Source organism: Mesorhizobium sp. M0621, assembly GCF_040320745.1.
In the GTDB taxonomy this organism is placed as follows: Bacteria; Pseudomonadota; Alphaproteobacteria; order Rhizobiales; family Rhizobiaceae; genus Mesorhizobium.
The window spans coordinates 22,597-44,742 of sequence record NZ_JAMYQF010000047.1; the positions used below are offsets into that span (position 1 = coordinate 22,597).

At 60.7% G+C, this 22,146-nt stretch carries 23 protein-coding genes; 17 read left to right on the forward strand and 6 right to left on the reverse strand.

The window, feature by feature from the left end; genetic code table 11:
* From trbF to NKI38_RS25515, 4 genes are read left to right on the forward strand one after another with little or no spacing between them, the layout of a single operon-like run.
* Complete coding sequence (trbF, locus tag NKI38_RS25500; RefSeq protein ID WP_352662285.1) at nucleotides 1–690, forward strand: conjugal transfer protein TrbF; 690 nt, start codon at nucleotides 1–3, stop codon at nucleotides 688–690.
* Nucleotides 687–1,742, forward strand: coding sequence for a P-type conjugative transfer protein TrbG (gene trbG, locus NKI38_RS25505; protein ID WP_352662288.1), 1,056 nt, complete (start codon nucleotides 687–689; stop codon nucleotides 1,740–1,742). The genes trbF and trbG overlap by 4 nt, the downstream gene beginning before the upstream one ends.
* Entirely contained in the window at nucleotides 1,739–2,893 is a 1,155-nt protein-coding gene (locus NKI38_RS25510) for a TraB/TrbI/VirB10 family type IV secretion system protein (RefSeq protein ID WP_352662291.1), read from the forward strand. The genes trbG and NKI38_RS25510 overlap by 4 nt, the downstream gene beginning before the upstream one ends.
* Before the next feature lies 1 nt (nucleotide 2,894).
* Nucleotides 2,895–3,119 (forward strand): DUF2274 domain-containing protein, encoded by a 225-nt coding sequence (locus tag NKI38_RS25515; protein ID WP_352662294.1) that lies wholly within the window; start codon nucleotides 2,895–2,897, stop codon nucleotides 3,117–3,119.
* Between the two features lie 40 nt (nucleotides 3,120–3,159).
* On the opposite strand, the gene NKI38_RS25520 is transcribed toward NKI38_RS25515, so the two are convergent.
* The gene (locus NKI38_RS25520) at nucleotides 3,160–4,113 is read right to left on the reverse strand and encodes a LysR family transcriptional regulator (RefSeq protein WP_352662297.1); all 954 of its coding nucleotides are present in this window, start codon (nucleotides 4,111–4,113) and stop codon (nucleotides 3,160–3,162) included.
* A gap of 308 nt (nucleotides 4,114–4,421) precedes the next feature.
* Here NKI38_RS25520 and NKI38_RS25525 point away from each other — a divergent pair, with 308 nt between their 5' ends.
* The 4 genes from NKI38_RS25525 to NKI38_RS25540 all read left to right on the forward strand — a co-directional run bounded on the left by NKI38_RS25525 (nucleotide 4,422) and on the right by NKI38_RS25540 (nucleotide 8,071).
* Nucleotides 4,422–5,081: an ABC transporter permease subunit gene (locus NKI38_RS25525; RefSeq protein WP_352662299.1), complete on the forward strand. Its 660-nt coding sequence runs from the start codon at nucleotides 4,422–4,424 to the stop codon at nucleotides 5,079–5,081.
* A gap of 10 nt (nucleotides 5,082–5,091) precedes the next feature.
* A complete protein-coding gene (locus NKI38_RS25530) occupies nucleotides 5,092–5,841 on the forward strand; it encodes an ABC transporter permease (protein WP_352662302.1) in 750 nt (249 codons plus the stop codon).
* Nucleotides 5,842–5,933: 92 nt separating this feature from the next.
* Nucleotides 5,934–6,740: a transporter substrate-binding domain-containing protein gene (locus NKI38_RS25535; protein WP_352662305.1), complete on the forward strand. Its 807-nt coding sequence runs from the start codon at nucleotides 5,934–5,936 to the stop codon at nucleotides 6,738–6,740.
* A 77-nt stretch (nucleotides 6,741–6,817) separates the two neighbouring features.
* On the forward strand, nucleotides 6,818–8,071 hold the full coding sequence (locus NKI38_RS25540; protein ID WP_352662307.1) for a CapA family protein: 1,254 nt from the start codon (nucleotides 6,818–6,820) through the stop codon (nucleotides 8,069–8,071).
* Nucleotides 8,072–8,087: 16 nt separating this feature from the next.
* On the opposite strand, the gene NKI38_RS25545 is transcribed toward NKI38_RS25540, so the two are convergent.
* Nucleotides 8,088–8,594 (reverse strand): helix-turn-helix domain-containing protein, encoded by a 507-nt coding sequence (locus NKI38_RS25545; RefSeq protein ID WP_352662310.1) that lies wholly within the window; start codon nucleotides 8,592–8,594, stop codon nucleotides 8,088–8,090.
* A gap of 158 nt (nucleotides 8,595–8,752) precedes the next feature.
* On the opposite strand from NKI38_RS25545, the gene NKI38_RS25550 reads away from it, so the two are divergent.
* From NKI38_RS25550 to NKI38_RS25560, 3 genes are all read left to right on the forward strand, one after another.
* Nucleotides 8,753–8,989: a helix-turn-helix domain-containing protein gene (locus NKI38_RS25550; RefSeq protein ID WP_352662313.1), complete on the forward strand. Its 237-nt coding sequence runs from the start codon at nucleotides 8,753–8,755 to the stop codon at nucleotides 8,987–8,989.
* Nucleotides 8,990–9,296: 307 nt separating this feature from the next.
* Nucleotides 9,297–9,728, forward strand: coding sequence for a VOC family protein (locus tag NKI38_RS25555; RefSeq protein WP_352662316.1), 432 nt, complete (start codon nucleotides 9,297–9,299; stop codon nucleotides 9,726–9,728).
* Nucleotides 9,729–10,000: 272 nt separating this feature from the next.
* Nucleotides 10,001–10,918 carry an NADP-dependent oxidoreductase gene (locus NKI38_RS25560; RefSeq protein ID WP_352662319.1) on the forward strand — a complete coding sequence of 306 codons (918 nt, stop codon included), beginning with the start codon at nucleotides 10,001–10,003 and terminating at the stop codon, nucleotides 10,916–10,918.
* A 461-nt stretch (nucleotides 10,919–11,379) separates the two neighbouring features.
* Here the strand turns inward: NKI38_RS25560 and NKI38_RS25565 are convergent, their stop codons facing one another.
* Complete coding sequence (locus NKI38_RS25565; protein ID WP_352662322.1) at nucleotides 11,380–12,381, reverse strand: DUF1236 domain-containing protein; 1,002 nt, start codon at nucleotides 12,379–12,381, stop codon at nucleotides 11,380–11,382.
* Between the two features lie 966 nt (nucleotides 12,382–13,347).
* Here NKI38_RS25565 and NKI38_RS25570 point away from each other — a divergent pair.
* Nucleotides 13,348–14,682, forward strand: a complete 1,335-nt coding sequence (locus tag NKI38_RS25570) for an ISNCY family transposase (protein ID WP_352662325.1) — start codon at nucleotides 13,348–13,350, stop codon at nucleotides 14,680–14,682.
* 194 nt (nucleotides 14,683–14,876) lie between these two features.
* Here the strand turns inward: NKI38_RS25570 and NKI38_RS25575 are convergent, their stop codons facing one another.
* From NKI38_RS25575 to NKI38_RS25585, 3 genes are all read right to left on the reverse strand, one after another.
* Nucleotides 14,877–15,104, reverse strand: a complete 228-nt coding sequence (locus NKI38_RS25575; RefSeq protein ID WP_352662328.1) for a hypothetical protein — start codon at nucleotides 15,102–15,104, stop codon at nucleotides 14,877–14,879.
* Nucleotides 15,105–15,113: 9 nt separating this feature from the next.
* Nucleotides 15,114–15,356: a hypothetical protein gene (locus tag NKI38_RS25580; protein WP_352662331.1), complete on the reverse strand. Its 243-nt coding sequence runs from the start codon at nucleotides 15,354–15,356 to the stop codon at nucleotides 15,114–15,116.
* Nucleotides 15,357–15,439: 83 nt separating this feature from the next.
* Complete coding sequence (locus tag NKI38_RS25585) at nucleotides 15,440–16,141, reverse strand: Crp/Fnr family transcriptional regulator (RefSeq protein WP_352662334.1); 702 nt, start codon at nucleotides 16,139–16,141, stop codon at nucleotides 15,440–15,442.
* A 370-nt stretch (nucleotides 16,142–16,511) separates the two neighbouring features.
* Between NKI38_RS25585 and NKI38_RS25590 the strand changes: the two genes are divergently transcribed.
* From NKI38_RS25590 to NKI38_RS25610, 5 genes are all read left to right on the forward strand, one after another.
* Nucleotides 16,512–17,105: a non-heme iron oxygenase ferredoxin subunit gene (locus NKI38_RS25590; protein WP_352662337.1), complete on the forward strand. Its 594-nt coding sequence runs from the start codon at nucleotides 16,512–16,514 to the stop codon at nucleotides 17,103–17,105.
* Nucleotides 17,106–17,163: 58 nt separating this feature from the next.
* The gene (locus NKI38_RS25595) at nucleotides 17,164–18,462 is read left to right on the forward strand and encodes a sugar ABC transporter substrate-binding protein (protein WP_352662340.1); all 1,299 of its coding nucleotides are present in this window, start codon (nucleotides 17,164–17,166) and stop codon (nucleotides 18,460–18,462) included.
* Nucleotides 18,463–18,550: 88 nt separating this feature from the next.
* Entirely contained in the window at nucleotides 18,551–19,543 is a 993-nt protein-coding gene (locus NKI38_RS25600) for an ABC transporter permease subunit (protein ID WP_352662342.1), read from the forward strand.
* Nucleotides 19,540–20,568: an ABC transporter permease gene (locus NKI38_RS25605; protein ID WP_352662344.1), complete on the forward strand. Its 1,029-nt coding sequence runs from the start codon at nucleotides 19,540–19,542 to the stop codon at nucleotides 20,566–20,568. Before NKI38_RS25600 ends, NKI38_RS25605 begins: the two co-directional genes overlap by 4 nt.
* A 22-nt stretch (nucleotides 20,569–20,590) precedes the next feature.
* Nucleotides 20,591–22,141 carry a xylulokinase gene (locus NKI38_RS25610; RefSeq protein WP_352662346.1) on the forward strand — a complete coding sequence of 517 codons (1,551 nt, stop codon included), beginning with the start codon at nucleotides 20,591–20,593 and terminating at the stop codon, nucleotides 22,139–22,141.
* Nucleotides 22,142–22,146: the final 5 nt, after the last annotated feature.

Sequence of the window (22,146 nt, forward strand, 5' to 3'; positions counted from 1 at the left end):
ATGAACATCTTTCGACGGCCCGCCATCCACTACGGCAAGACACCTCAGCCCGAGACCCCATACCAAAAGGCCGCGCAGGTCTGGGACGAACGCATCGGCTCTGCTCGCGTGCAGGCCAGAAACTGGCGCACCATGGCCTTCGGATCGCTGGTCCTCTCGGCCGGCATGGCCGCCGCGCTTGTGTCGCAGTCACTGCGAGGCAGCATTGTCCCTTGGGTGGTGCAGGTCGACACGCTCGGACAGGCGCAGGCACTCGCGCCCGCCGCCCCGGGCTACAAGCCGACCGACCCGCAAATTGCGTGGCATCTCGCCCGCTTCATCGAGCAGGTCCGCTCCATCCCGGCCGATCCGATCGTCGTGCGTCAAAACTGGCTACGCGCCTATGAGTGGACCACTGACGAGGGCGCTGCGGCGCTCAACGATTATGCCCGCATCAATGACCCCTTCTCCAAGGTCGGCAAGCAGCAGGTCTCGGTAGACGTCTCGTCAGTCATTCGCGCCTCTGCCGATTCCTTTCGCGTCGCCTGGGCCGAGCGCCATTACGAGAACGGCCAGCTCTCCACCACTGAGCGATGGACCGCCATCCTGACCACCGTGATCCAGCCACCGCGCGATGCCGACCGGCTGCGGGCCAATCCACTTGGCATTTACGTCAATGCCATCAACTGGTCACGGGAGCTGAATCAATGATCGTGCCTTCGTATGGTGCCGCAACACCCGCGTCTGGATGGTCCGCCTTTGCGGTGGTGTTGCTTTCGGGCTCCGTTCTTGCCGGCTGCGCGTCACCCCAGAAACCGCCGAAAATTGCCTACGATGCCTACGTACCGCCTTTGCCAGCCGCTCCGGCAGCGGCCCCCGATGAGAGGCCAAAACCGTTGCACATTCCACCGGGGTGGGTGGCTGCGCGCGGTGGCGCGGCCGGCAGCACGCCGGCGGCGCGCGTTGAGAATGCCAATGCGGCGGCGCGCGTCCAGCCGCGTCGTGAGGGCTATTACAACGCCATTCAGATCTATCCGTGGAGTGAAGGAGCACTTTATCAAGTCTATGCCGCCCCAGGGCAGATAACGGATATCGCGCTTGAGCCCGGCGAAAGCCTGACTGGCGAAGGTCCGATCGCGGCTGGCGATACCGCGCGCTGGATCATCGGCGACACCGAAAGCGGATCTGGCGTCTCCAGACGTGTGCATGTGATGGTCAAGCCTTCGCGCGCCGACATCACGACGAACCTCGTCATCACTACCGACCGGCGCAGCTATATGATCGAGCTGCAATCGGGCGAGAAGCCGTACATGCCGGCCGTGGCGTGGGCCTATCCCGCGCTCCCGGCTGGACAAGCGCGGACGATCCCCTCGACGCCGGTGATGCCCGACGTCACTGCGCGCAATTACCGCTACGGCCTCGCCGGCGACACGGCTCCCTGGAGGCCGGTCGGTGTCTATGACGACGGCAGGCGCGTCTATGTCGAGTTTCCGCACGGGATCGTGCAAGGCGAGATGCCGCCCATCTTCGTGATCGGCCCGGATGGCGAGGCCGAGATCGCCAACAGCCGCGTCTACCAGAACACCCTGATCGTCGACCGTCTCTTCGGCGCGGCGGAACTACGTCTTGGCAGTGGTAAGCGGCAGCAGACCGTCAGGATCGTCCGCACCGATGGGGCGAGGAGGGCCACTCTGAGGTCAAGCTTCAGTGCAACGTCGAACGTGACAGACGCACCTGGGCAAAGGGGAAGGGAGAAACCATGAACGAGACCGAAACCGCTGCCGCCCCGATGCAGCTTCGCGCCGATCCGCCGCGTGTCACCCGCCTGTCGCGCAACGTGCTCGCCGGCATCAGCCTGTTGGCATCACTCGGCGTCGGCGGCGCGCTGATCTACGCGCTTCACACGGGTGGAACGGGCCCTCATGGCGATGAGCTTTACTCGACGTCCAATAGGCAGCCCGCCGATGGGCTGGCCAGCCTGCCGCGCGACTATATCGGTCCCGTTCTTGGGCAGCCGCTGCCTGGCGATCTTGGCCGACCGATGCTTGATGCACAGAACAAGGGACAGCCCGTCGTGCCACCAACGATCGCGACGCCGATGGTGGATGAAGCTGAACCGCGCCGGCGGGCCGAGGACGAGGCGGCGCGAACGTCGCGCGTCTTCTTCCAGACGGGGCAGTCAACCTCGGCAATGGCCGACGCGCCCGCAGGAAATACCCCGTCGAACCTTGGCGGCTCTGAGCTTGCCGGTCAGATCGGCCAGTCGACCGCGCAAGACCGACAGCTCGGCTTCTTGAATGCGGCCGCCGATCGGCGCACCGTGTCGCCGGATCGCGTCACGCCGCCAGCGTCGCCCTATGTTCTTCAGGCAGGAGCCGTCATTCCGGCAGCGCTGATCACCGGCATCCGTTCCGATCTGCCTGGCCAGATCACCGCGCAGGTGACCGAAAATGTCTATGACAGTCCGACGGGTCGCTCGCTGCTGATCCCGCAAGGTACCCGCGTCATTGGCCAATACGACAACGGCGTCGGCTTCGGCCAGCGGCGCGTGCTGCTTGTCTGGAGCAGGCTGGTGTTTGCCAACGGACGTTCCATTGTTCTTGAACGCCAGCCTGGCACTGACGCTCAAGGCTATGCCGGCCTTGAGGACGGCGTCGACTACCATTGGGCCGAGCTGTTCAAGGCGGCAGCGCTCACCACCATCCTGAGTGTCGGCGCGGAGGCCGGCTCGTCGGGCCAGGAAAGTGATATCGTGCGCGCGCTGCGCGGCGGCGTCTCCGACAGCATCAGCCAGGTCGGCCAGCAGATCGTCCAGCGCCAGCTCAACATCGCTCCGACGCTGACGATACGGCCGGGCTTTAATGTTCGCGTCGTGGTCACACGCGATCTCGTGCTCGAACCTTATGGAGGCTGAAATGGCCAAGTTGAAACTCGGTCCGATCGCAGACGACAAGCCGGTTAAAGTCACAGTGGAACTGCCGGCGCCGCTACACCGCGATCTGTCGAGATATGCCGAGATCCTCGGGCGCGACTCGGGTCAGCCATCGGCCGATCCCCTTCGCCTGATCGTGCCGATGTTGGAGCGCTTTATCGCGACCGATCGCGGTTTTGCCAGGGCCAAGCAAGAGCGGAAGCCTTGAGCGGGGCGTCGTCGCCAAGCAGGACGACGAATGCCGTCGGTCACGCCGTCTCAGTCAGCAGGCGTGCGACATTTGTGCGAGCACCTGCGAGCGTTGTCCGGGCGAATGCGGATACGATGGCTTCGAGAGAAACATTCAACGCGTTGGAAAAGGTCCTGCCCTTCTGCCAAATCGCCACGTAGTGATACAGCGCGGAGGGTTCAACCGGTTTTGCTTCCAGGTTAAACGCTGCGTACTCGCGCGCAATGATCTCGTTGGTTATGGAGATGCCAAGGCCCGCCGAAACGTACCCCGCTTCGTGACCGTTGCAGTCGAATTCGACCAGTATGTCTGGCTCAACGCCTGCGAAGCGCAAGGCATTGAAGTTCATCTGGTGGGCGGCAAATTGGGGATCGATGTCGACTATGGTTTCGCCAGCGAGGTCTTGAGCCTCAATACGCGCCAGTTTTGCAAAACGATGATCGGGATGAAAGATACACACGTTGCGCGCTGAGCCCAGCGGCGCCCATTCAAACAGGGATGGATCGAGAGGCAGCCTTGAGATGCCGAGATCTGCCCGCCCGGCCAAAATGTGCTCTCCGATCTGATCGTAGCTTCCCGAAATCGATCGAACAGTCGACGCAGTCTTCGAACGAATTGTCGCTACGACCCGAGGCAAGGTCACAAAGCCGAAGACTGACGGCGCGGCAATGGCGATCCGTTGCTTTTCGTCGTTCTTCATCGCGAAGATGGACGATTCCAGCCGATCCAGGGACGCTATGGCGAGCTCGACGTTTCGCAGCAGTTCCCAGGCTTCCTGCAACGGGACGATGCGGTTCGACGACCTTTTGAACAGTGTAATGCAAAGCGTTAGCTCGAGTTGCTTCACATGTTGACTGACCGCCGGCTGGCTTATGCCGAGGGCCATTGCCGCGCGCCTTGTCGAACCGGTCCGCAGCACCTCGCGGAAAACCTGCAACTGCCGGAGCTTCAGGCCGCTTTGCAGCAACTCCATCCTTTGCATTCCTTTTTCCGACCGCGTGCTGAGCCAAGCAGGGGTGATTGCCGGGCGTGGCGATTCAAACCGGTTAGCTCCATGCTAGGCATCAGCTTTGAACTTAACCCGATTATATAAGAATTACTTATAGAGTAAATTGTGAAAATGATAGATTGATCAGGAGCTATCGGAGTTTATAGTAGGTCAATGTCGCAAGTGAACTTGAAATTACCGTTCGAACAATGCGCAACCATAGGTAAATATTCTAGATAACAGCGCTGGACAAGCGACGCGCTGCTCGAACTGCCAGCTGAAAAAGGTGCGCTATGAACGGTTTTTCTGCTCAGTTTCTTTTCGCATTCACGGTGACGCTGAGCCTTGCGCTTATCAGCGGGTCTGTCGGTACAGTATTCGGGCTGTTGCTGGCCATTTCCAAAGGCGCGGCCTCGCATCGGCTAAGAAGGGTTGTGACGGCTTACACGACGGTGGTTCGTGGCGTGCCAGAACTTGTCATTATCCTGCTCGTCTACTTTGGAGGCACTACGTTCGCCAGCATGCTCGCCGGCCGCTATGTGGAGGTGAATGCGTTCACCGCAGGGGTGATCGCGCTCTCGGTCGTGTTCAGCGGTTACGCGACGGAAGTGTTCCGGGGTGCGATTGCAGCGGTGCCTGCGGGGCAGACGGAAGCGGCGAAGTCGCTTGGGCTGAATGCCTGGCAGCGTTGGGCCTTCATCATCGGTCCGCAAATGCTGCGGCTGGCGCTGCCGGCATATGGCAATCTGTGGATCTCGCTTTTCAAGGATACCGCGCTGGTGTCCATTGTCGGCCTGACCGACATAATGCGCGTCGCCTTTGTCGGCGCCGGGTCCCTGCGCGCGCCGCTGACCTTCTATCTCGCGGCCTCAGCGCTTTATCTCACCCTCACAACAATGACGCTGGTCTCGATCCGGTTCGCGGAGCGGCGTTACCCCGCTTTCGGTCGCTAGGGGAACTGCAGTGAACCTCCAGTTGATGCTTGATGCGGTGGTGGTGCTCTCCTCAGGGGTGGGGCTCACCTTGACGCTGACCGCGCTATCGTTGATGGCCGGATTTCTACTGTCTGTGCCGCTAGCGTTCATTCGCGCCTTCGCGCGCCCAAGCCTGTCGCTCGCGGTGTTGGGCTATACCTATGTCTTTCGCGGCACTCCGATGCTCGTTCAGCTCTTCCTGCTCTATTATGGCCTCAGCCAGATCGAGGCGGTACGGGCGAGCGTCTTTTGGGTGATCCTTCGCGACCCGTTCTGGTGTGCCCTGCTGACATTCTCGCTGAACAGCGCGGCGCATACCACCGAGATCCTGTGTCGAGGTCTGCAGTCCGTGCCGAAGGGTCTCACCGAGGCCGCCGCGGCTCTCGGCTTGAAACGACTGCAAACCGCCCGCCTTATCACCTTTCCGATCGCGTTCAGGATTTCGCTTCCGGCTTACGGCAACGAAATCGTGGGCATGATCAAGGGTTCGTCTCTGGCAAGCACCGTGACGCTCCTTGAGATCACCGGCATGGCGAGGCAAATGGTTTCGGCCACCTTTGCCCCCTTCGAAATCTTCATCGTCGCCGGCGCGATTTACCTGTCGCTCACCTCGGTTGCCGTGAAAGCAACTCAGCTGCTGGAACGGCGGCTCTCGACCGACGGTCCGCCTGCCGCACGACGCAGGCTGCGACCAAAGCCAGCGCGTTGCGAACCCGAGATCACGACGCCCATGCCGTGACCTTGCAGCTTAGGCTGCTTTCCCACCAACCCCAATGAAAGAGGTGCCTTATGCGCATACCCTTTGCCATGGCTGTTTTGCTCGCATTATTCATGTCAGTCTTCCCGGTCCGGGCCGAGGGCGAGCGCGCGCTATCGATCGCCACCGAAGGCGCTTCGCCGCCATGGGACGGCACCGATGCCAATGGCGAGCTCTACGGTTACGACGTCGATGTCGGACGCGAGCTGTGTCGCCGCATCAACATCAAATGCAGCTTTGTCGCGCAGGACTGGGACGGCATCATTCCCGCCCTGGTCGTCGGCAAGTTCGACGCCATCATGTCCGGCATGGCGATCACCGAGAAGCGCAAGCAGTCGATCGCATTTTCAGTCCCCTACGCCGGGGGCTTCAACCAGTTCGTCGTGCGCAAGGAACTAGGGCTGGACGTCGGCGACACCAAGCAGAGGGTCAACCTTTCGACGGTCGGAGACAAGGAAAAGGCGGCCATCCAGCACGTCAGAGCGACGCTGAGCGGCAAGGCCATCGGGGTCCTGCGTTCGTCAAACTCGGAGGCCGTCCTCAAGGATCTCTTCGGCGATGTTGTGACCATTCGCAGCTATGACAGCCTGGACAATCTGAAGCTCGATCTTGCCGCGGGACGCGTCGACGGCGGGCTTGCCGACTTTTTCACATGGCGGGATTTCCTGGAGACCCCGGCTGGGTCGATCGCGGTGTTCTTCGGACCGGAACTGAAGGGCGGCCTCTGGGGCCCGGGCGTCGGCGTTGGCATGCGCAAAGACGATACCGAATTGCTCACCAAGTTCAACGCGGCCATCGACGCGGCCACCAACGATGGAACGCTCAAGGCCCTGAGCATCAAATGGTTCAAGACCGACATCGCGCCGGCGGTCTCGAAATAGCGGCCACCGTCTTCGACATCGTGTGGCGCTGGCCGCGTGCCAGCGCCCGACATCCCAAATCCCAAAAGGTGAGCTCCATGAAAGACCATTTTTGCGCAGTTGTAACGGGCCAATCCCTGATCACGCACGACATCCGCAATATCCAGGACGAACGGTTCTCCGAGATTGTCCGCTTCCTAGGGCAGGGCGACCTCGTATTCACCAACTTCGAGTCGACGATCCTCGGCAGGCACGGCGGTTGGCCAACCAAGGGCAAGTACTTCGGCTATTCCAAAGCCGAAGTGTTGGACGCGTTGCAGGCAATCGGCTTCAACGCGCTTGCCCTCGCAAACAACCATGCTTTCGATCTCGGCCCCAACGGCGTGTTGAATACCCTGGATGAGGTGGAAGTGCGCGGATTCCTCCATGCCGGCATTGGGGCGAACGCGTCGGACGCGGCCAGACCGGGTCGCCGCCGGCTTGGGGCGCGCGAGGTCGCACTTCTTGCTATCGATGCAGGCCCAGGGCCGGCCAACATGTATGCAGAGAATGCTACCGCTTTTCGTCCAGCGCGTGCTGGCGTCAACGGGCTAAAGACCGTTCGAAAGTTCGGGGTGCCGGACGGACATTTCCGCCGGCTCGCGAGGCTTGGTGAACATTTGCAGATCTCGCCCTTCGAACTGGCCAATCATGCGCAACCGGAAGATCCGCCGGAGGTCGCGAGTGGCAAGGAGATCAATTTCTACGGCACGGTGTTTGCGCAAGCTGCCAGCTTCGGTCGCATCGTCGAGGTCGACTCTCAAAGTGCGGCCATACATTTGTCCGCTATCCGGCAGGCAGCGGTGCAAGGCGATTTCGTCGTCGCCTATCTGCATCATCACCATTGGGAACCAGGTTGGCAGGACGTGCCGCGTTGGGTGCGGACCTTTGCCCGGTCCTGCATCGACGCCGGCGCCGATCTCTTCGTCAGCCACGGCGCTCCCGTGCTTCAAGCGCTGGAGATCTACAATGGCTCGCCGATCTTCTATGGCCTTGGAAACTTCCTTTTCCACGTGCACGCCGACGAAAACGAATGGGATCCGTCGGAGGTGTGGCAAAGCATCGTCGCAGCGTGCCGTTATGACGTGAGCGGAAGCCTTGAAGGAATAGACCTCCTGCCCGTTGTCATCGGTGCGGACGCGCAGTCTATCGGATCGGCAACGGGCAGGCTGGTTCCCACAGTGGCAATCGGGAACATCGCGCGAAATATCCTTGAGGGGTTTGCAACCCGCTCGCGGGTCTTCGGTACCGATATCGCGGTATCCGGATCCATCAGCCGCATCGCTGTGCCAGCTGCGCGGAAATACGGCTGACATGTCCTGATGGCTGTCAGGCCGTCTTGCGCTCGGCCGGCGAGCACTCGTCGGCCGTCTCGTTGTTCGCATCGGCCAATCCCAATTCTTCTCCTAAGGCGGCTATCAGAGCTGAGACCCGGCTACGCACCCGCGGGGGAAGGTTCATCAGCCCTTCGATCAAGCGGCGGCCTTCCGCGCTGGCAATGAAGTTCAGCCGTTCATCCACGGGCAGGGGCCTTGCTTCCACGCGTTTCTGGTCATTACCCGGCAGCCCCTCAAAGAATCGGCTGACCGGGACGTCCAACGACTTGGCGATCTCGCAGAGCATGGATGCGCTGACGCGGTTCCTGGCGTTCTCGTATTTCTGAAGCTGCTGGAAACTGATGCCTATCGACCGGGCGAGCTGGCCCTGCGAGACGTCCGACTGGACGCGAACCGTTGCGATCTGTTTGCCCACATGTTGATCGGCGGGGTGCGGGGCCCACTCCTTCTTTGGTCTCGATCTACTCTGAGCGAGGACGGAGCGTTGCAATTTCAACATGCCTCCCATGCTCCTCTGTTAACCGGATAGGATTTGCCTCCCGCGCCTGGAGTTGGTGCCGATGCCACCTAGCCCTCCAGTCGCTACTTAATATACCTTATAAGGTTTAAAATAACTCTATATGTGGCAAAGAAAATCGGCCTGCCGATTGTGGGCTCATGGTCAGTCCACGACAGATTCGAGCCGCACGCGCTTTGCTTGGCTGGTCGCAGCAGGAGCTCGCTGACAAGGCAATTGTGTCGCTGAATGCGCTCACCCGATTGGAAAACGGCAAGGTCGATTCCCGGATCAGTACTTTGCAGGCCATTGAGGCGGCGCTGATAAAAGCGGGCGTCGAATTCCTATCTGCTGGTCAGAGGGGCGAGGGTGTGCGGCTCATAGATCCTCACACTTGAATGCCCAGTTAGCGAACTCGTCACCGACGCATTGAGTGAGCCGTTGCCGCAACCGACTTGCGGCTGATTTCGAGCTGTAACCCGACTGTCCGCAATCGAGAGCTATATGGGTAAAGCGGCCGTTCCTTTACCGACCCCTTTGTAGACCTTCGGATTCGCTTGCCATATGTGCGACTCGTTCGGGTCGATCCGGAGTATCAAAATGTGCCAGGCGTGAAAGGCAATCGGAACCAAGCTGCGTCCGACGCCTCTTGTCGCCGAACTTACCCACCATATAATCAAATCACGGACCGCAGGTTGGTAAGTCATGAAGCCACAGATTGGTGTCGTCACGCTTGGGGTCGACGACCTAGCCCGGTCGCTCGCGTTTTATCACGAGGGCCTCGGTTTGCCCACAAAGGGTATTACAGCCGACGACTTCAAAGGCGACGACACGCATGCCGCTGGGGCCGTAGTGATGTTTCACCTGGAGGGCGGCCTTATTCTTGCCCTTTATCCCCGAAGTGAGCTTGCCAAAGATGCGCACCACTCCATTGGGGGACCAAGCTCCACAGAGTTCAGTCTTGGGTATTTTGCCGGTAGCAAAGGCGAGGTCGATCAAATACTGAACCAAGCGAAAGCAGCTGGCGCCACGCTCACTGACGCAGCTCATGACCGACCGTGGGGTATTTATTCGGGTTACTTCAAAGACCCGGATGGCCACCTCTGGGAGGTCATTTGGAATCCATCCACACCTTGATAGCGAACCAAGGCAACCGTCTGAATTCAGGATATCCGGCCCGTCGGATGAGCGACTGCCCGCAATGATTTCTGTTTGAGCAGGCCAAAGATCGGTCACCGCCCGAGCCAGCGACCTCAGCAAGACGGGAATGCCTTCAAAGCGATACTATGGCATTGCGGCCATGGCGCAATGGTACCAGCATTCCCGCCAATCTTGGTCCTGTTTCATGACCGGAGCGCCACATATCTACCGATATTGCCGCGTGACAAATGACCGAGGAGACATTTCCGATGAAGGCAATCGTTGTGACGGATCAGGCTGCGGGAACGGCCGGAATGAGGATCGTAGAGCGACCCGAGCCACAGGCGGCGATAAACGACGTCGTCGTTCAGATTTATGCGTCAGGATTCGTCCCGACTGAGCTGACGTGGCCCTCGACCTGGACTGATCGCGTTGACTGTGACCGAACGCCATCGGTTCCCGGGCACGAACTGGCCGGAGTGATTACCGCCCTCGGCTACGGCACGACGGGACTGTCCGTGGGCCAGCGGGTGTTCGGTCTCACCGATTGGTATCGCGACGGCACCCTAGCGGAGTATGTGGCCGTCGAGGCACGTAACCTCGCGCCGCTGCCGGGTGACGTCGACTTTGCGGTAGGCGCCAGTTTGCCGATCTCGGGCCTGACTGCGTGGCAGGGTCTGTTCGACCACGGCCGCATTCGGGCCGGGCAGAGCGTCCTTGCGCATGGTGCGGCCGGCGCAGTCGGGTCGATGGTGACGCAACTCGCACGAGAGGCCGGCGCCTACGTGATTGGCACCGGACGCTCAGCCGACCGTCAGAAGGTGCTCGACTTCGGCGCGAACGAGTTTGTTGACCTCGAGAACGACGCACTGGAAGACATCGGCGGCGTCGATCTGGTGTTCGATGTCATCGGCGGCGACATCCAGAAGCGGTCCGCGGGCCTGATTCGAGCCGGAGGAACACTGGTGACCGTCGTCGGGCCGCCCGATGCGCGGCCAGCCGATGGCCTGGCGGTCGACTTCGTTGTCGAGTCCGATCGTGCCCAACTGAGTGAGATCGTCCAGCGGATGCGGGATGGGCGGCTACGGACAAACATCGGCAACATCTCGACCCTGGACGATGCCGTTCCCGCCTTCAACCCGACCGAGCGACGCTCGGGGAAGACGATCATCCGCGTTCGTCCGTGAGGCCCGGAATGGCGAGCGGTTCTGACCTCATTGATTCTGAACTGGCTTCCCATCCCCGCAATATTGGACAGCGAGCTGGCTTCCTCTTCTAGTAGAGAACGGCGTCACGTGACCAGTCTATGGACCGCGCACCAGCGACCGCACCGGGGCTCATTCGTTGGCCTGCCGGGAACGGCATCATCAGGAGAATCTCAGCTCTCTGTGCGTTCGATCCATGAACGGCCCTACTGGCCTGGCGATCCTGGATGACTGAAATGGGGCCGCAACCTGATCGTCCGCGATTGGGAGCCACATGGGGCTAACGCAGCTGTTCCGGCCTTTCTGTCGGTTCTGTGATTCAATTTTTATGACATCTTGCGTGTCCTTTCCAACGCGAGCGGACTTTCGAGGCCAGAGCAAAAAATGCCGCCGAGCCTTGCGGCACGGCAGCATCTTTTTTGCTTTTCGCGATGTTGTCCCGATCAGGCCTCCAGGATAGCCACGATCTCGTAGGTATCCGGATCGACGATGACGATGCGTCCGTCGGCCAGCACGAAATACTCGTAGCGTTCATAAGCCGGGACGATCTCGACGATACGCGGTGGCAGCCGATGCAGGCGGATCTTATGTCGGGGCACCTGGACGCCGACCGAGATGTCGACGCCGACATCGCGAACCGGCCTGACGTGGGTCTCGTGGATGATCTGCGTGATCTGCGTCTTCTGCTCGACCGTCACGTTGTTGATCGAGGCCGTCTTGTTCTGGTCGGTCTGGACGTTGGCGTTGCCCTGGGCGTTCTGCTCGGTGGTTGTACCGGTCTTACCCTGGGCATTCTGCTGGGTCGGCGTCTTGGTCGTACCCTGGGCGTTCTGCTCAGTGGTGGCGCCGGTCTTTCCTTGGGCGTTCTGCTCAGTGGTGGTGCCGGTCTTGCCCTGTGCGTTCTGCTCAGTGGTGGTGCCGGTGTTGCCCTGGGCGTTCTGCTCAGTGGTTGTACCGGTCTTGCCCTGGGCATTCTGCTCAGTGGTCTTCATCTTGGTCTTGCCTTGGGCCTGCTCATTCGTCTTCGAACCCTTCGGGCAGTTGGCCATGCCGGTCTGGCACTTGGCCGTACCCTGAGCCTGCTCCTCGGTGTTGGTGCCAGCCTGACCCTGGGCCTGCTCGCTCGCCTTCATCTTGGTCTTGCCCTGAGCCTGCTCCTCGGCATTGGCGCCGGCCTTGCCCTGGGCCTGCTCATCGGTCTTCACCTTGGCCTTACCCTGAGCCTGCTCCTCGGTGTTGGCGCCGGCCTTGCCTTGGGCATTCTGCTCGGTCTGCGACTTCATCTTGCTTTGGGCCTGCTCGCCCGTCTTGCCGCCCTTCTGGCAGTCGGCCTGGCCGGCGGCGCAATTGTCCCCTCCGCTCGGCTGCGCGGATTCGGTCTGCGCCATCGCGGCGCCGCAACCGACGCCGAGCGCGACCATGCTCGTGATCAGAAGATGTTTCATCTGATTTCTCCTCGGAACTTAGTCCCTTCATTCGATAAACCGCAGGCGAAAGGCATGGTTCCGAAATTTGCGTGCAAAACCCGGTGATGTGAAAAGGCAGACAGCAATTTTGTCAGGAACAAGGCCCGGTCGTGCCCTATAAAGCCCGCCTGGCCAACAAGGTCCGGGTGGCAAGCGGTGATGGCAAAGCGCCTGCCCTATCTGGTCGGCGATCTGGCGCGAAGTCCATCGGATCACATGCGGCGTGGACGTGCAGAAACGCTTTCTTCTATGTTGTCCGTGGCTTCGTCGTGCGGGATTCGTCCAATCCTATACGCTGCATTCGTGATCGCGCTGCTACGCTCCTGCCAAGAGAATAACCGGCCGCATCTAGGTACCGTGATAATCGATTCCCCTCTGACGAATTATAAGAAACGGGGAAAAGCGGTCAGTGACGATGAGCACGTGAACGCTGGAATCGAAGCTGCATTCTGGGAGTCTCTGCGCAGCGTAAGGAAGGGCATCCAGATCATTGTAATTGCGAACAAGGAGCCCCCGCCCAATGTTGCGGTTTCGGCCCATTATGAGCGGTTTGCCGGACAGAAGCGGAGCCCGGAGAGCGATTGGGCTTCATACGGCAATAACTGGTCTGCGGAGGCCCGGAAGTTGGGGCAGCGTTGGAGAGCATGTCCGCTCTCGGACAATGCGAGACCTCACGTCGATGACCGACATTAGGCGCATTGCTGACGGGCATCATCGGACTGCAACCTGACCGTCCGTGATTGGGAGCCACATGGCTAAAGTGGCTGTTCCGCTATTGAGCTTCGACGGGAGCCTAGTCTTAGTCTAGTCTAGTTTCCGTCCACAAACGGGCAAATATTTGATTTTATTGATTGAATCGTAGCTTTGCGCGAGCAAGGCCCGGCGGTTTCAGGTATCTTGGATCATGCTACTGAGTCCAAAACCTGTCACCGCCGGAGCCCGACAATGCGCCAAGAACGCACCGTCCAAGCCAGCATATTCGATGTTTTCGCCACGCACGAGATCGGCCACGAGTTGAAGGCGATGTCGCAATGGCTGGACGAACATCGCGATCTGCTCGGCTTGGTGGCTCGCGATTTGGTTCGGGTCGGCGTCAAGGCCACCGGGCGGCAGGGCTTGCCGGGCGAAGCGGTGTTGCGCTGCGCGATCCTCAAGCAGTACCGGCAACTGAGCTACCAGGAACTGGCGTTCCACCTCGAGGACTCCGCCTCGTTTCGCGCCTTTGCCCGCCTGCCGTGGTCATGGAGCCCACAGAAGTCTGTACTACAAAAGACCATTAGCGCGATCCGGCCCGAGACTTGGGAACAGATCAATCGGACACTGCTGTCGGGCGCTCGGGAGGCGAAGCTCGAAGACGGCACGGTCGTGCGGCTGGACAGCACCGCGACCTCGGCACTCATTCACGAGCCGAGCGACAGCAGCCTGCTTTGGGATGCGGTGCGGGTCATGGTGCGCCTGCTGAAGCGGGCCGATACCTTGGTCGGCGCCGGCTCATGGCGCGATCATTGCCGTGCAGCCAAGAAGCGCGCCCGCAAGATCCAGTTCACGCGCGGTCGACCGAATCGGGTCCAACTCTACCGCGAGCTGATCGCAATCACCTGCGCGACCTTGGCCTATCTGAAGCAGGCGAGCGAGCGATTGGCCATGGCGAGCACACCGGCCATCGCACTGTGGCAGCTCCAGGTCCATCACTATGAGCCGTTGGTCGAGCGCATCATCAGACAGAGCGAGCGACGGGTGTTGGCCGACGAGCCGGTGCCTGCCGGCGAGAAGTTGGTCAGCCTGTTCGAACCACATGCAGATATCATCGTCAAAGGCAGCCGCAATACCGAGTACGGCCACAAACTCAACCTGACCACAGGCAGGAGCGGCATGACCCTCGATCTGGTGATCGAAGCAGGCAATCCGGCCGACAGCGAGCGGCTGCTGCCGATGCTGGAGCGCCACATCGCCTTCTACGGCAAAGCGCCGCGGCAAGCGGCGGCCGATGGCGGCTTCGCCACTCGCGACAACCTGGCCACAGCGAAGGCGTGGGGCGTCTCCGACATGGCCTTCCACAAGAAAGCCGGCCTCCGGATCGAGGACATGGTCAGAAGCAAGTGGGTCTATCGCAAGCTACGCAACTTCCGTGCCGGCATCGAAGCTGGCATCTCTTGCCTCAAACGCGCTTACGGCTTGGCACGCTGCACCTGGCGCGGACTTGACCACTTCAAGACCTACGTCTGGTCCTCGGTCGTGGCTTACAACCTCGTCCTCTTCACTCGCCTCCAACCAACCTGATCCCAACTCGGCATTGCTGCTGTCTCAGCCGGCAAACGCCGCCCGCGGTGGCCTGTGCCTGATCGTGCCGATGACACCATCCTGTCGACAATTAGTGCTCTTGATCCTGTCCTTGCCGTCAAAGGCGCCTTTCAGGTCCAGCACAAGATCTTGTAAACGCTGTGAAATACGCACGTTTATGGACGGAAACTAGTCTAGGGGCCCGCCGCGTCGAATTCAATCGCAAATCCCGCGTCGATCGCGCTTCGCGCAATAAGATCGCCAAGTTCCCAATCCGTGAGTTCGCAAAGCGGGAATATTTGCCGTACGGCGTGGCTAACCTCGGATATCGAAATGCACGGCCTGCCGACATTGTCGGTCAGGCAGCGGACAATCTCCTGGCGGATGTCCGATAAGGTAGGTGTTTGGGCGAGCGCGGGCATATTGGCCTGCTAATGAAGCCCTGGTTCTCGGCCGTCGGCTGTTCTTGCGTCGAAAGCGACAGGCACGCCGTGAACGATGGAAGCCGCCGCCAACAGCTCCTCCAACTCGCGGTCAGTAGCCTTGCATCTCGGCATGAGCGTCCGGATGGCGCGGATCGCCTGTGCGACGGACAGGAACCGGGCCTTGCCTCTGGAGAGAACATAGGCTTCGGCAGCCCGTTCAACCGTGACGGTGTGAAAAGTGTTGGTCATCGAAAATTCCTCCCTGAACCCTGACCAACACCATTTGTGGCAGCAATTCGGCGGCCTGTAAGCGTTTGTCCGATCCCGGACAATCAGGCGAATGCGAGACCGAAATGACTTTGCTCCTCGTCGCCATAGGCACCATGTGTGAGTTGTATCATTCCAGCGCGGTCGACAATCGTGATCTCGCCGCGCCTGGCGTGAACCAGCCCCCGATACTCAAGCATTTGGAGTGCAGTGGTAACCCCGGGTCGCCGGGCGCCAAGCATGGTCGCCAGGAATTCATGCGTCAGGTAGATCCTATTTCCTTCGACGCGGTCTTGGACCATGAGCAACCAGCGGGCCAACCGCTCCTCGATTTTCGAATGGCCGTTGACCAGTGCCGTCCGGGACGACTGGACGAGGAACGCGTAGGCATAGCGAAGCAGTGACCCGCGAAGGGACTGGCTTGCCGCAATCGCAGAGCGAAGGTTTTCAACCGGAAGCATCCAGCCATTGCCTGCGACCTGGATATAAGTTTCATTGGGAGACCTGTCTTGGCCGAGGACAACGGCAACCCCTGTCATGCCGTCGTGGCCGACGATGCCGACCTCGCTTTGCCGCCCGCCGGTCATCGTGGCGACCACTGACGCGATGCCCATCTCTGGAAAATACACACGCTTGATCGGCTGATATGAGACTTCAAGCTGGGCTTTGATGCCCAGTTCGACGTGGTGCATTGACGGCTGCAGGAGCGCGAAATCCTCCGGGGAGAGGGTTTTCAATACATGGTTGCGAAGAAGGGATTGGGGCATGGCTCTCTCCCTGACGGGCAAGAGCACGTACCTCTTACTGTCGGCTGCGTCCGAAGGATCTGGCGGCCGATATAGTGAGCATAGGCTTCAAATGCGCGACTGGCAAAGAATCCGTCGGCGTATTGCGCTGGCGAGTAATTTGTCGTGGGCGCGGCGGACTCACGGCGGCTGGCCAGACGTTGCGCGTCAGCGCTGCGACGTCTCGTTGCGAGCCGGAGAGCGGCCCGTTTTATGACTAATCCAGCCCTTGTTTTGGAAACGGCTTCCATCATTTAGGACTGTCTAATATCTGGCGGCCTCCATTGGCGCGGGGCGCGACTATCTTGGCAATGCCTGATGGATCGCCGCGTTCCCCGGCATCGCGATCGTCGTGACGACGCTCGCGATCAGTCTTGTCGGCGATGCGCGACCGGTTCGATCCGACCCTTCGATAAAATCCGCAGCGATGATTGCGGTTGCGGCGGCGCTGGCGATGGCCGGTTCAAGCCGCGCCGCTGGCGGTTCTGTCCTGCATGCTTTACGCGGGAGCCATCAATACCCGCATTCCTACAATGAATTTGCTGCCCGAGGAAAGAAAACGAAAATAAGCGAACACAAATTGATGAATGCGAGGAGACGGATGACGGCAGAAGCGAGTACGACGGGCAAACAATGGCTCCAAGCGATCCGGGCCGACAGCCTGCCCGTCCATGACGCGACGCGTATCGAGCACAACGGGTCCTGCATCGCGATCTTCAATCTGGCGGGCAAGTTCCACGCAACCGCAGGCGTTTGCACGCATGCACACGCTTTCCTCTCGGAGGGCTATATCGATGGGCAGACCATCGAATGCCCACTGCATCAGGGACTGTTTCATATCCCGACCGGCACACCGCTTTCACCGCCCGTAACCGAGCGGCTGAAGACTTACGAAACCAAGGTGATGGACGGTTACGTCCACGTCCTGGTGGAAGGAGGAGAATGACCACGACTTCTTCGGGACATATCCCGGGCTGAAACCAAAATATGGGAGGAGACCTTAAATGCTAAAGCCATCACGACGTCATCTGTTGAAGACGGCCGCCGCACTTTCCGTGCTTGCCGCGGCACCTGCGGGAATCGTCCCGGCGTTCGCGGGAGACTCTGTTCACACCGTTCTCAACGGCCTGATCAAGAAATACGCCGACGAAGCCAAGGCCGGCATGTCGAATGGCGAAGTTAGCGCACTATTCGAGAAGGACGGTTTCCGGGACTATCTCGACGTCTACCCCGTGGGCGATCTCGCCGGCGGGTTCGTCTGGAAACCCGGCATGGGCACCAGCTTCACCGGTCCCTACAGCAAGCTCAAGATCAAATCGCCCTTTACCGATTATCTGCCGCTGCCGGAAGGGCCGGTGCTCGATGCGAACAAGAAATACCGGATCGGCCTCGTCTTTCACGGGTTCAATCATCCCTGGCTGATCAGCCTCGCGGACACCGCGGCTTGGGAAGCTGCGCGCCATCCCAACATCGAACTCGAAGTCATCGATGCCGAGTTCGACGACAACAAGATGGGCCAGGTGATCGATACCTGGATCGCCAAGCGGTATGACGGCATCGTGCTATGGCCGAACCGTGAGGCGCCCATGGGGCCGCCGGTCGACCGCGCCATCGCGGCCGGTATCCCGGTCGTCAGCCTTGATCGCCGCACCTCATCCGAACAGATCAGCTCGGAGGTGCTCGGCAACTTCTATGCCAACGGGCTGCAACAAGGCCTTTACCTCAGGCATGCCGCGCCGGACGGCAATATCGTTTTCAACCGCAAGGATCTCGGCAGCACCGCGGATTCGATCCGCACCGGCGCCTTTCTTGAAGCGATCGGTAATACGCCGGGCTACAAAGTGCTGGCCAATTACCATACCAACAGCCAGCGTACGCAAGCCTTCAAAGCGACGGCGGACGCCCTCCAAGCGTTCAAGGATATTTCGGTGTCATTCAACACCGGCGGCGAGGAAGCCATGGGCGCTCTCGACGCGATCCGCGAAGCCAACCGGCTGAACAGCGCGCCGGGTGGCAAGAAGATCATGATCCTCGCCAACGACGACGCCCGCGAGGTGCTGAAGGAGATCAAGGCCGGCAACATCGAGATGGTGTCGCCCTACACGCCGCTGATCGGCGACATCGGCATCCGAGCCGTCGTCATGCATATCGGCGCCAAGGCGGGTCTCAACGAAGCGCCGCCCAAACTTATCATGACGCCGAACCTGCCGATGATCACCAAGGAGAAGATGAACATCGAAGGCATCGAGACACTGACGCCGGACGAATGGCCCTACGCCTACGGTCCGGAAATCTCGGGCTGACGGCCGCTCCCAAGCCGCCTGCCGGAATCCTGACGCGTCGGGATCCGGCAGGCCTTGACCCAATCAGGCAGGCACGGTGCGAAACAATATGAGCATTCTCGAAAACGAGGTCGCCGAGCCGGTTTCCCCGGCGCGACCGGCCGGCGCCCGGCGGCACCTGGGCGCCGGCGACATGAGCCGCGTCGCGGTGCTGGTCGCTCTGCTTATTGCGGGGCAGGCGATCGCGCCCTCGTTCCTTTCCCTTGCCAACATCCACGTCATACTGCTCGCCGTGGCGGGGATCGGCATCATGGCCTATGGCATGACGCTGGTGGTCATCACGGGAGAGATCGACCTGTCGGTTGCGGGCGTCGCCGTCCTTTCCTGCGTCGTCGGTGGCCTGCTGATCCCGACCGGATCGGCCACTCTGGTGATCAGCGCGACCTTGCTCGTCGGCCTCGGTGCAGGCTTGGGCAACGGCGTTCTGGTCGGCGCTTTCGGCATTCCTTCGCTGATCGCGACACTTGGAATGCTGGGGATCAGTCGCGCCGTCGCCAACATTGCCTCGGGTGGGCAGGCGCTCTACCCGGAAGGCCTCGTAGCATATCTATGGCTTGGCCGCGGAGCCTTCGTCGGCATCCCCGTTCCTGTCTGGCTGCTTCTCGTGCTGGGTGCGGCGGCGATCGCTCTGACCAAGTATTCGATCTTCGGCCGTGCGCTTTTCGCAACCGGAGGCAATGCAAGGGCCGCGGCGCTGTCAGGCATCAACATCGTTGCCGTTCGCGTCACTGTATTCGTGATTTCAGGCGTCTGCGCCGCGCTTGCCGGCATGCTTGAAAGCGCGCGCCTGTCTTACATCAATCCCGCCGGCTTCGAAGGCATGGAACTATCGGTGCTCGCGGTGACCGTTCTCGGGGGCGCGGCGCTGGCGGGCGGCGTTGGGTCGATCAGCGGAACCTTCGTAGCGACCATGATCATTGGCATCGTCAACAACCTTCTCAACCAGCTCGGTGTCAGCATCTACCTGCAACAGGTGGTCACGGCAGCGGTCATTCTTGCAGTGGTCTTGCCGGGCATGTGGCAGCGCGGGATAGCGAAATGAGCGTCGTCGATGTTTCAGGAGCTACCACATCGCGCGTTGCTCCCTTTCTGCAAGGATTGGCGCGCGAGCCGATCGTCTGGCTGATCGTGTTGATTTTCGCCGTCGGCGCGTTGACATCCGAGTACTACCTCACCGCGCTGAACCTGGAGAACCTGATGCGAAATGTCGCCGTCATCGGGCTCCTGTCGCTGGGTATGACTGTCGTGCTGCTCACAGGCCGCATCGATCTTTCCGTCGCCGCCCTGATGATCTTTGCGGTCGTCGTCGGTGTCATCGTCATGACCGAGATCGGCCCGATGCTGGGCGGCCGCTGGCTGGTGCGCGGCAATACCTATGCGGGGCCGATCATCCCGGTGATCCTGGTCGCGCTGGCGACGGGCACCATGGTCGGCGCCGTCAACGGCATCGGCATCGCCTATTTCAAGGTACCCTCCTTCATCATGACGCTCGTGTCGCTGACTGCGTTGCGCGGTTTCAACTACGTGCTCACCAACGGTCATCCCTACTATCTCAAGGCGCCGCTCTACGGCTGGATCGGCGACAGCAAGGTGGCGGGCATTCCGGTCAGCTTCCTGATCTTCCTTCTCGTGCTTCTTGGGCTGATCGCCTTCGTCAACGGCACGGTCCGCGGCGGCCGTTTCTACGCCATTGGCGGCAACGAGAAGGCCGCGCTCTATGCGGGTATCAAAGCACAGCGTTACGTGGTGCTGGCCTATGTCATCAGCGGGTTCTGCGCCGCCGTCGCGGGCATCGTCTTCACGGCGCGGCTGAAATCCGTCGATGCGCCGCTCGCCGCCGGCTACGAATTGACCGCGATCGCCATTGCCGTCATTGGTGGCACCGCATTGGCAGGCGGCGTCGGCTCGCCCTGGCGCACGCTGCTCGGCAGCGTCGCCTTCGCCGCCGGCCTGAACCTGCTCGCCATCTGGGGCATCGGCAACTGGTATCAGAACCTGGCGATCGGCATCGTTCTCATCGCATCGGTCGGCTTGTCGAGGACGAGCCGCAAGAAGACGCATTCATAGCCATTCAAGGGAGAGCGATCATATGGGCGGACATCTTACGCTCGGCATCGATATCGGCACGACCAACGTCAAGGCGGCAATCCTCGACACCAACACCGGAAAGGTGGTGGCGTTCGGCTCGCAGGAGCATCCGCTATTCCATCCGTTTCCGGGCTGGGCGGAACAGGAGGCGTCGAACTACTGGAGCGCCGTCGTCTCCGCCGTCAGGCAGTGCCTCGAACAAGGCCGATTCGCCGACGACATCGCCGCGGTGGCGTTGTCCGGCCTGGTTGGCGTCACGCTGCCAGTGAGCGACCAGGGCAAGCCGCTGCGCGCTGCCATGATCTGGATGGATTCCCGCTCCGAAGAGGAGTGCGACGACATCCGCCGCAGTGTCGGCGAAGCGACGATCAACAAGAATAATGGCAACCGCGTCGCGCCGTGGTTCATCGATCCCAAGGCGCTGTGGATCAAGAAGCATGAGCCGCATATCTTCAATGCAACACATAAGTTCCTGTCGCCGTCCGGCTATTGCACTTACCGCATGTGCGGCAACTTCACGATGAACACCGGCGACGCCGGACTGGCCTACGCCTATGAATACCAGAAGGGGTGCTGGAACGAATCCATCGCCAAGGCGATCGGCATCCCGCTGGAGAAATTCCCGCGTCTTTATCAGTCACATGAAGTGGTTGGCGAGGTGACCAAGCAGGCGGCCGAGGAAACCGGGCTGCGTCCCGGCACCATAGTTGCGGCGGGCGGCACCGACATCAGCTCGGCGGCGCTCGGCGTCGGCGTCACCAAGGCGGGCGAGGCCTACTATTCCATGGGGACAGGATCAAATCTCGGCATCATGATCCCGACGGAGCAGGATGTTCATGAGTATCGCATCCTGAAATGGCCGCACGTGCTGCCCGGCTTGACCATGTTCGATGGGCCGATGGCCTTCACCGGCGCATCGCTGAAATGGTTTCGCGACCAGTTTGGCGACTCCGAGTTCCGGCTGGCCGAGCGCATGGGCCACAATGTCTTTGACCTGTTCACGGAGCAGGCCAAGCAAGTGCCGGCCTGCTCTGATGGCCTGCTCTACCTGCCATATCTCGGCAACACGCTGTCGCCCAACTGGAACAGCAGCGCCGCCGGGGTCTTTTTCGGTGTGCGGCCAACGACGACACGAGCGCATTTCATTCGAGCGCTGATCGAAGGTGTCGCCTTCGATCTCTACTCAAATGTCCGCATCGCCAATGAGGCGGGCGTGAACGTCGATGGGCTCATCCTCAATGGCGGCCCGACGAAGAGCCGGTTCTGGAACCAGATCACCGCCAGCGTGGTCAACCTGCCGCTGAAGGTGCCCGACATCGGCGAAGCCGCCCCGATCGGCGACGCAATCCTCGCTGGCGTCGCGGCGGGCCTCTACAAATCGCCGACCGAGCCGCTCGAAAGCATCGTGCGCATCAAGGAGACGATCGATCCCGATCCAAAGCTGCACGAGCGCTACCACGAATTCTTCGAGGTCTGGTCGTCGGTCTATCAGAATCTGCGCGGCGACATGGATCGCCACCGGATGCTGCTCAACAAATACCATTCGGGATGACCGCA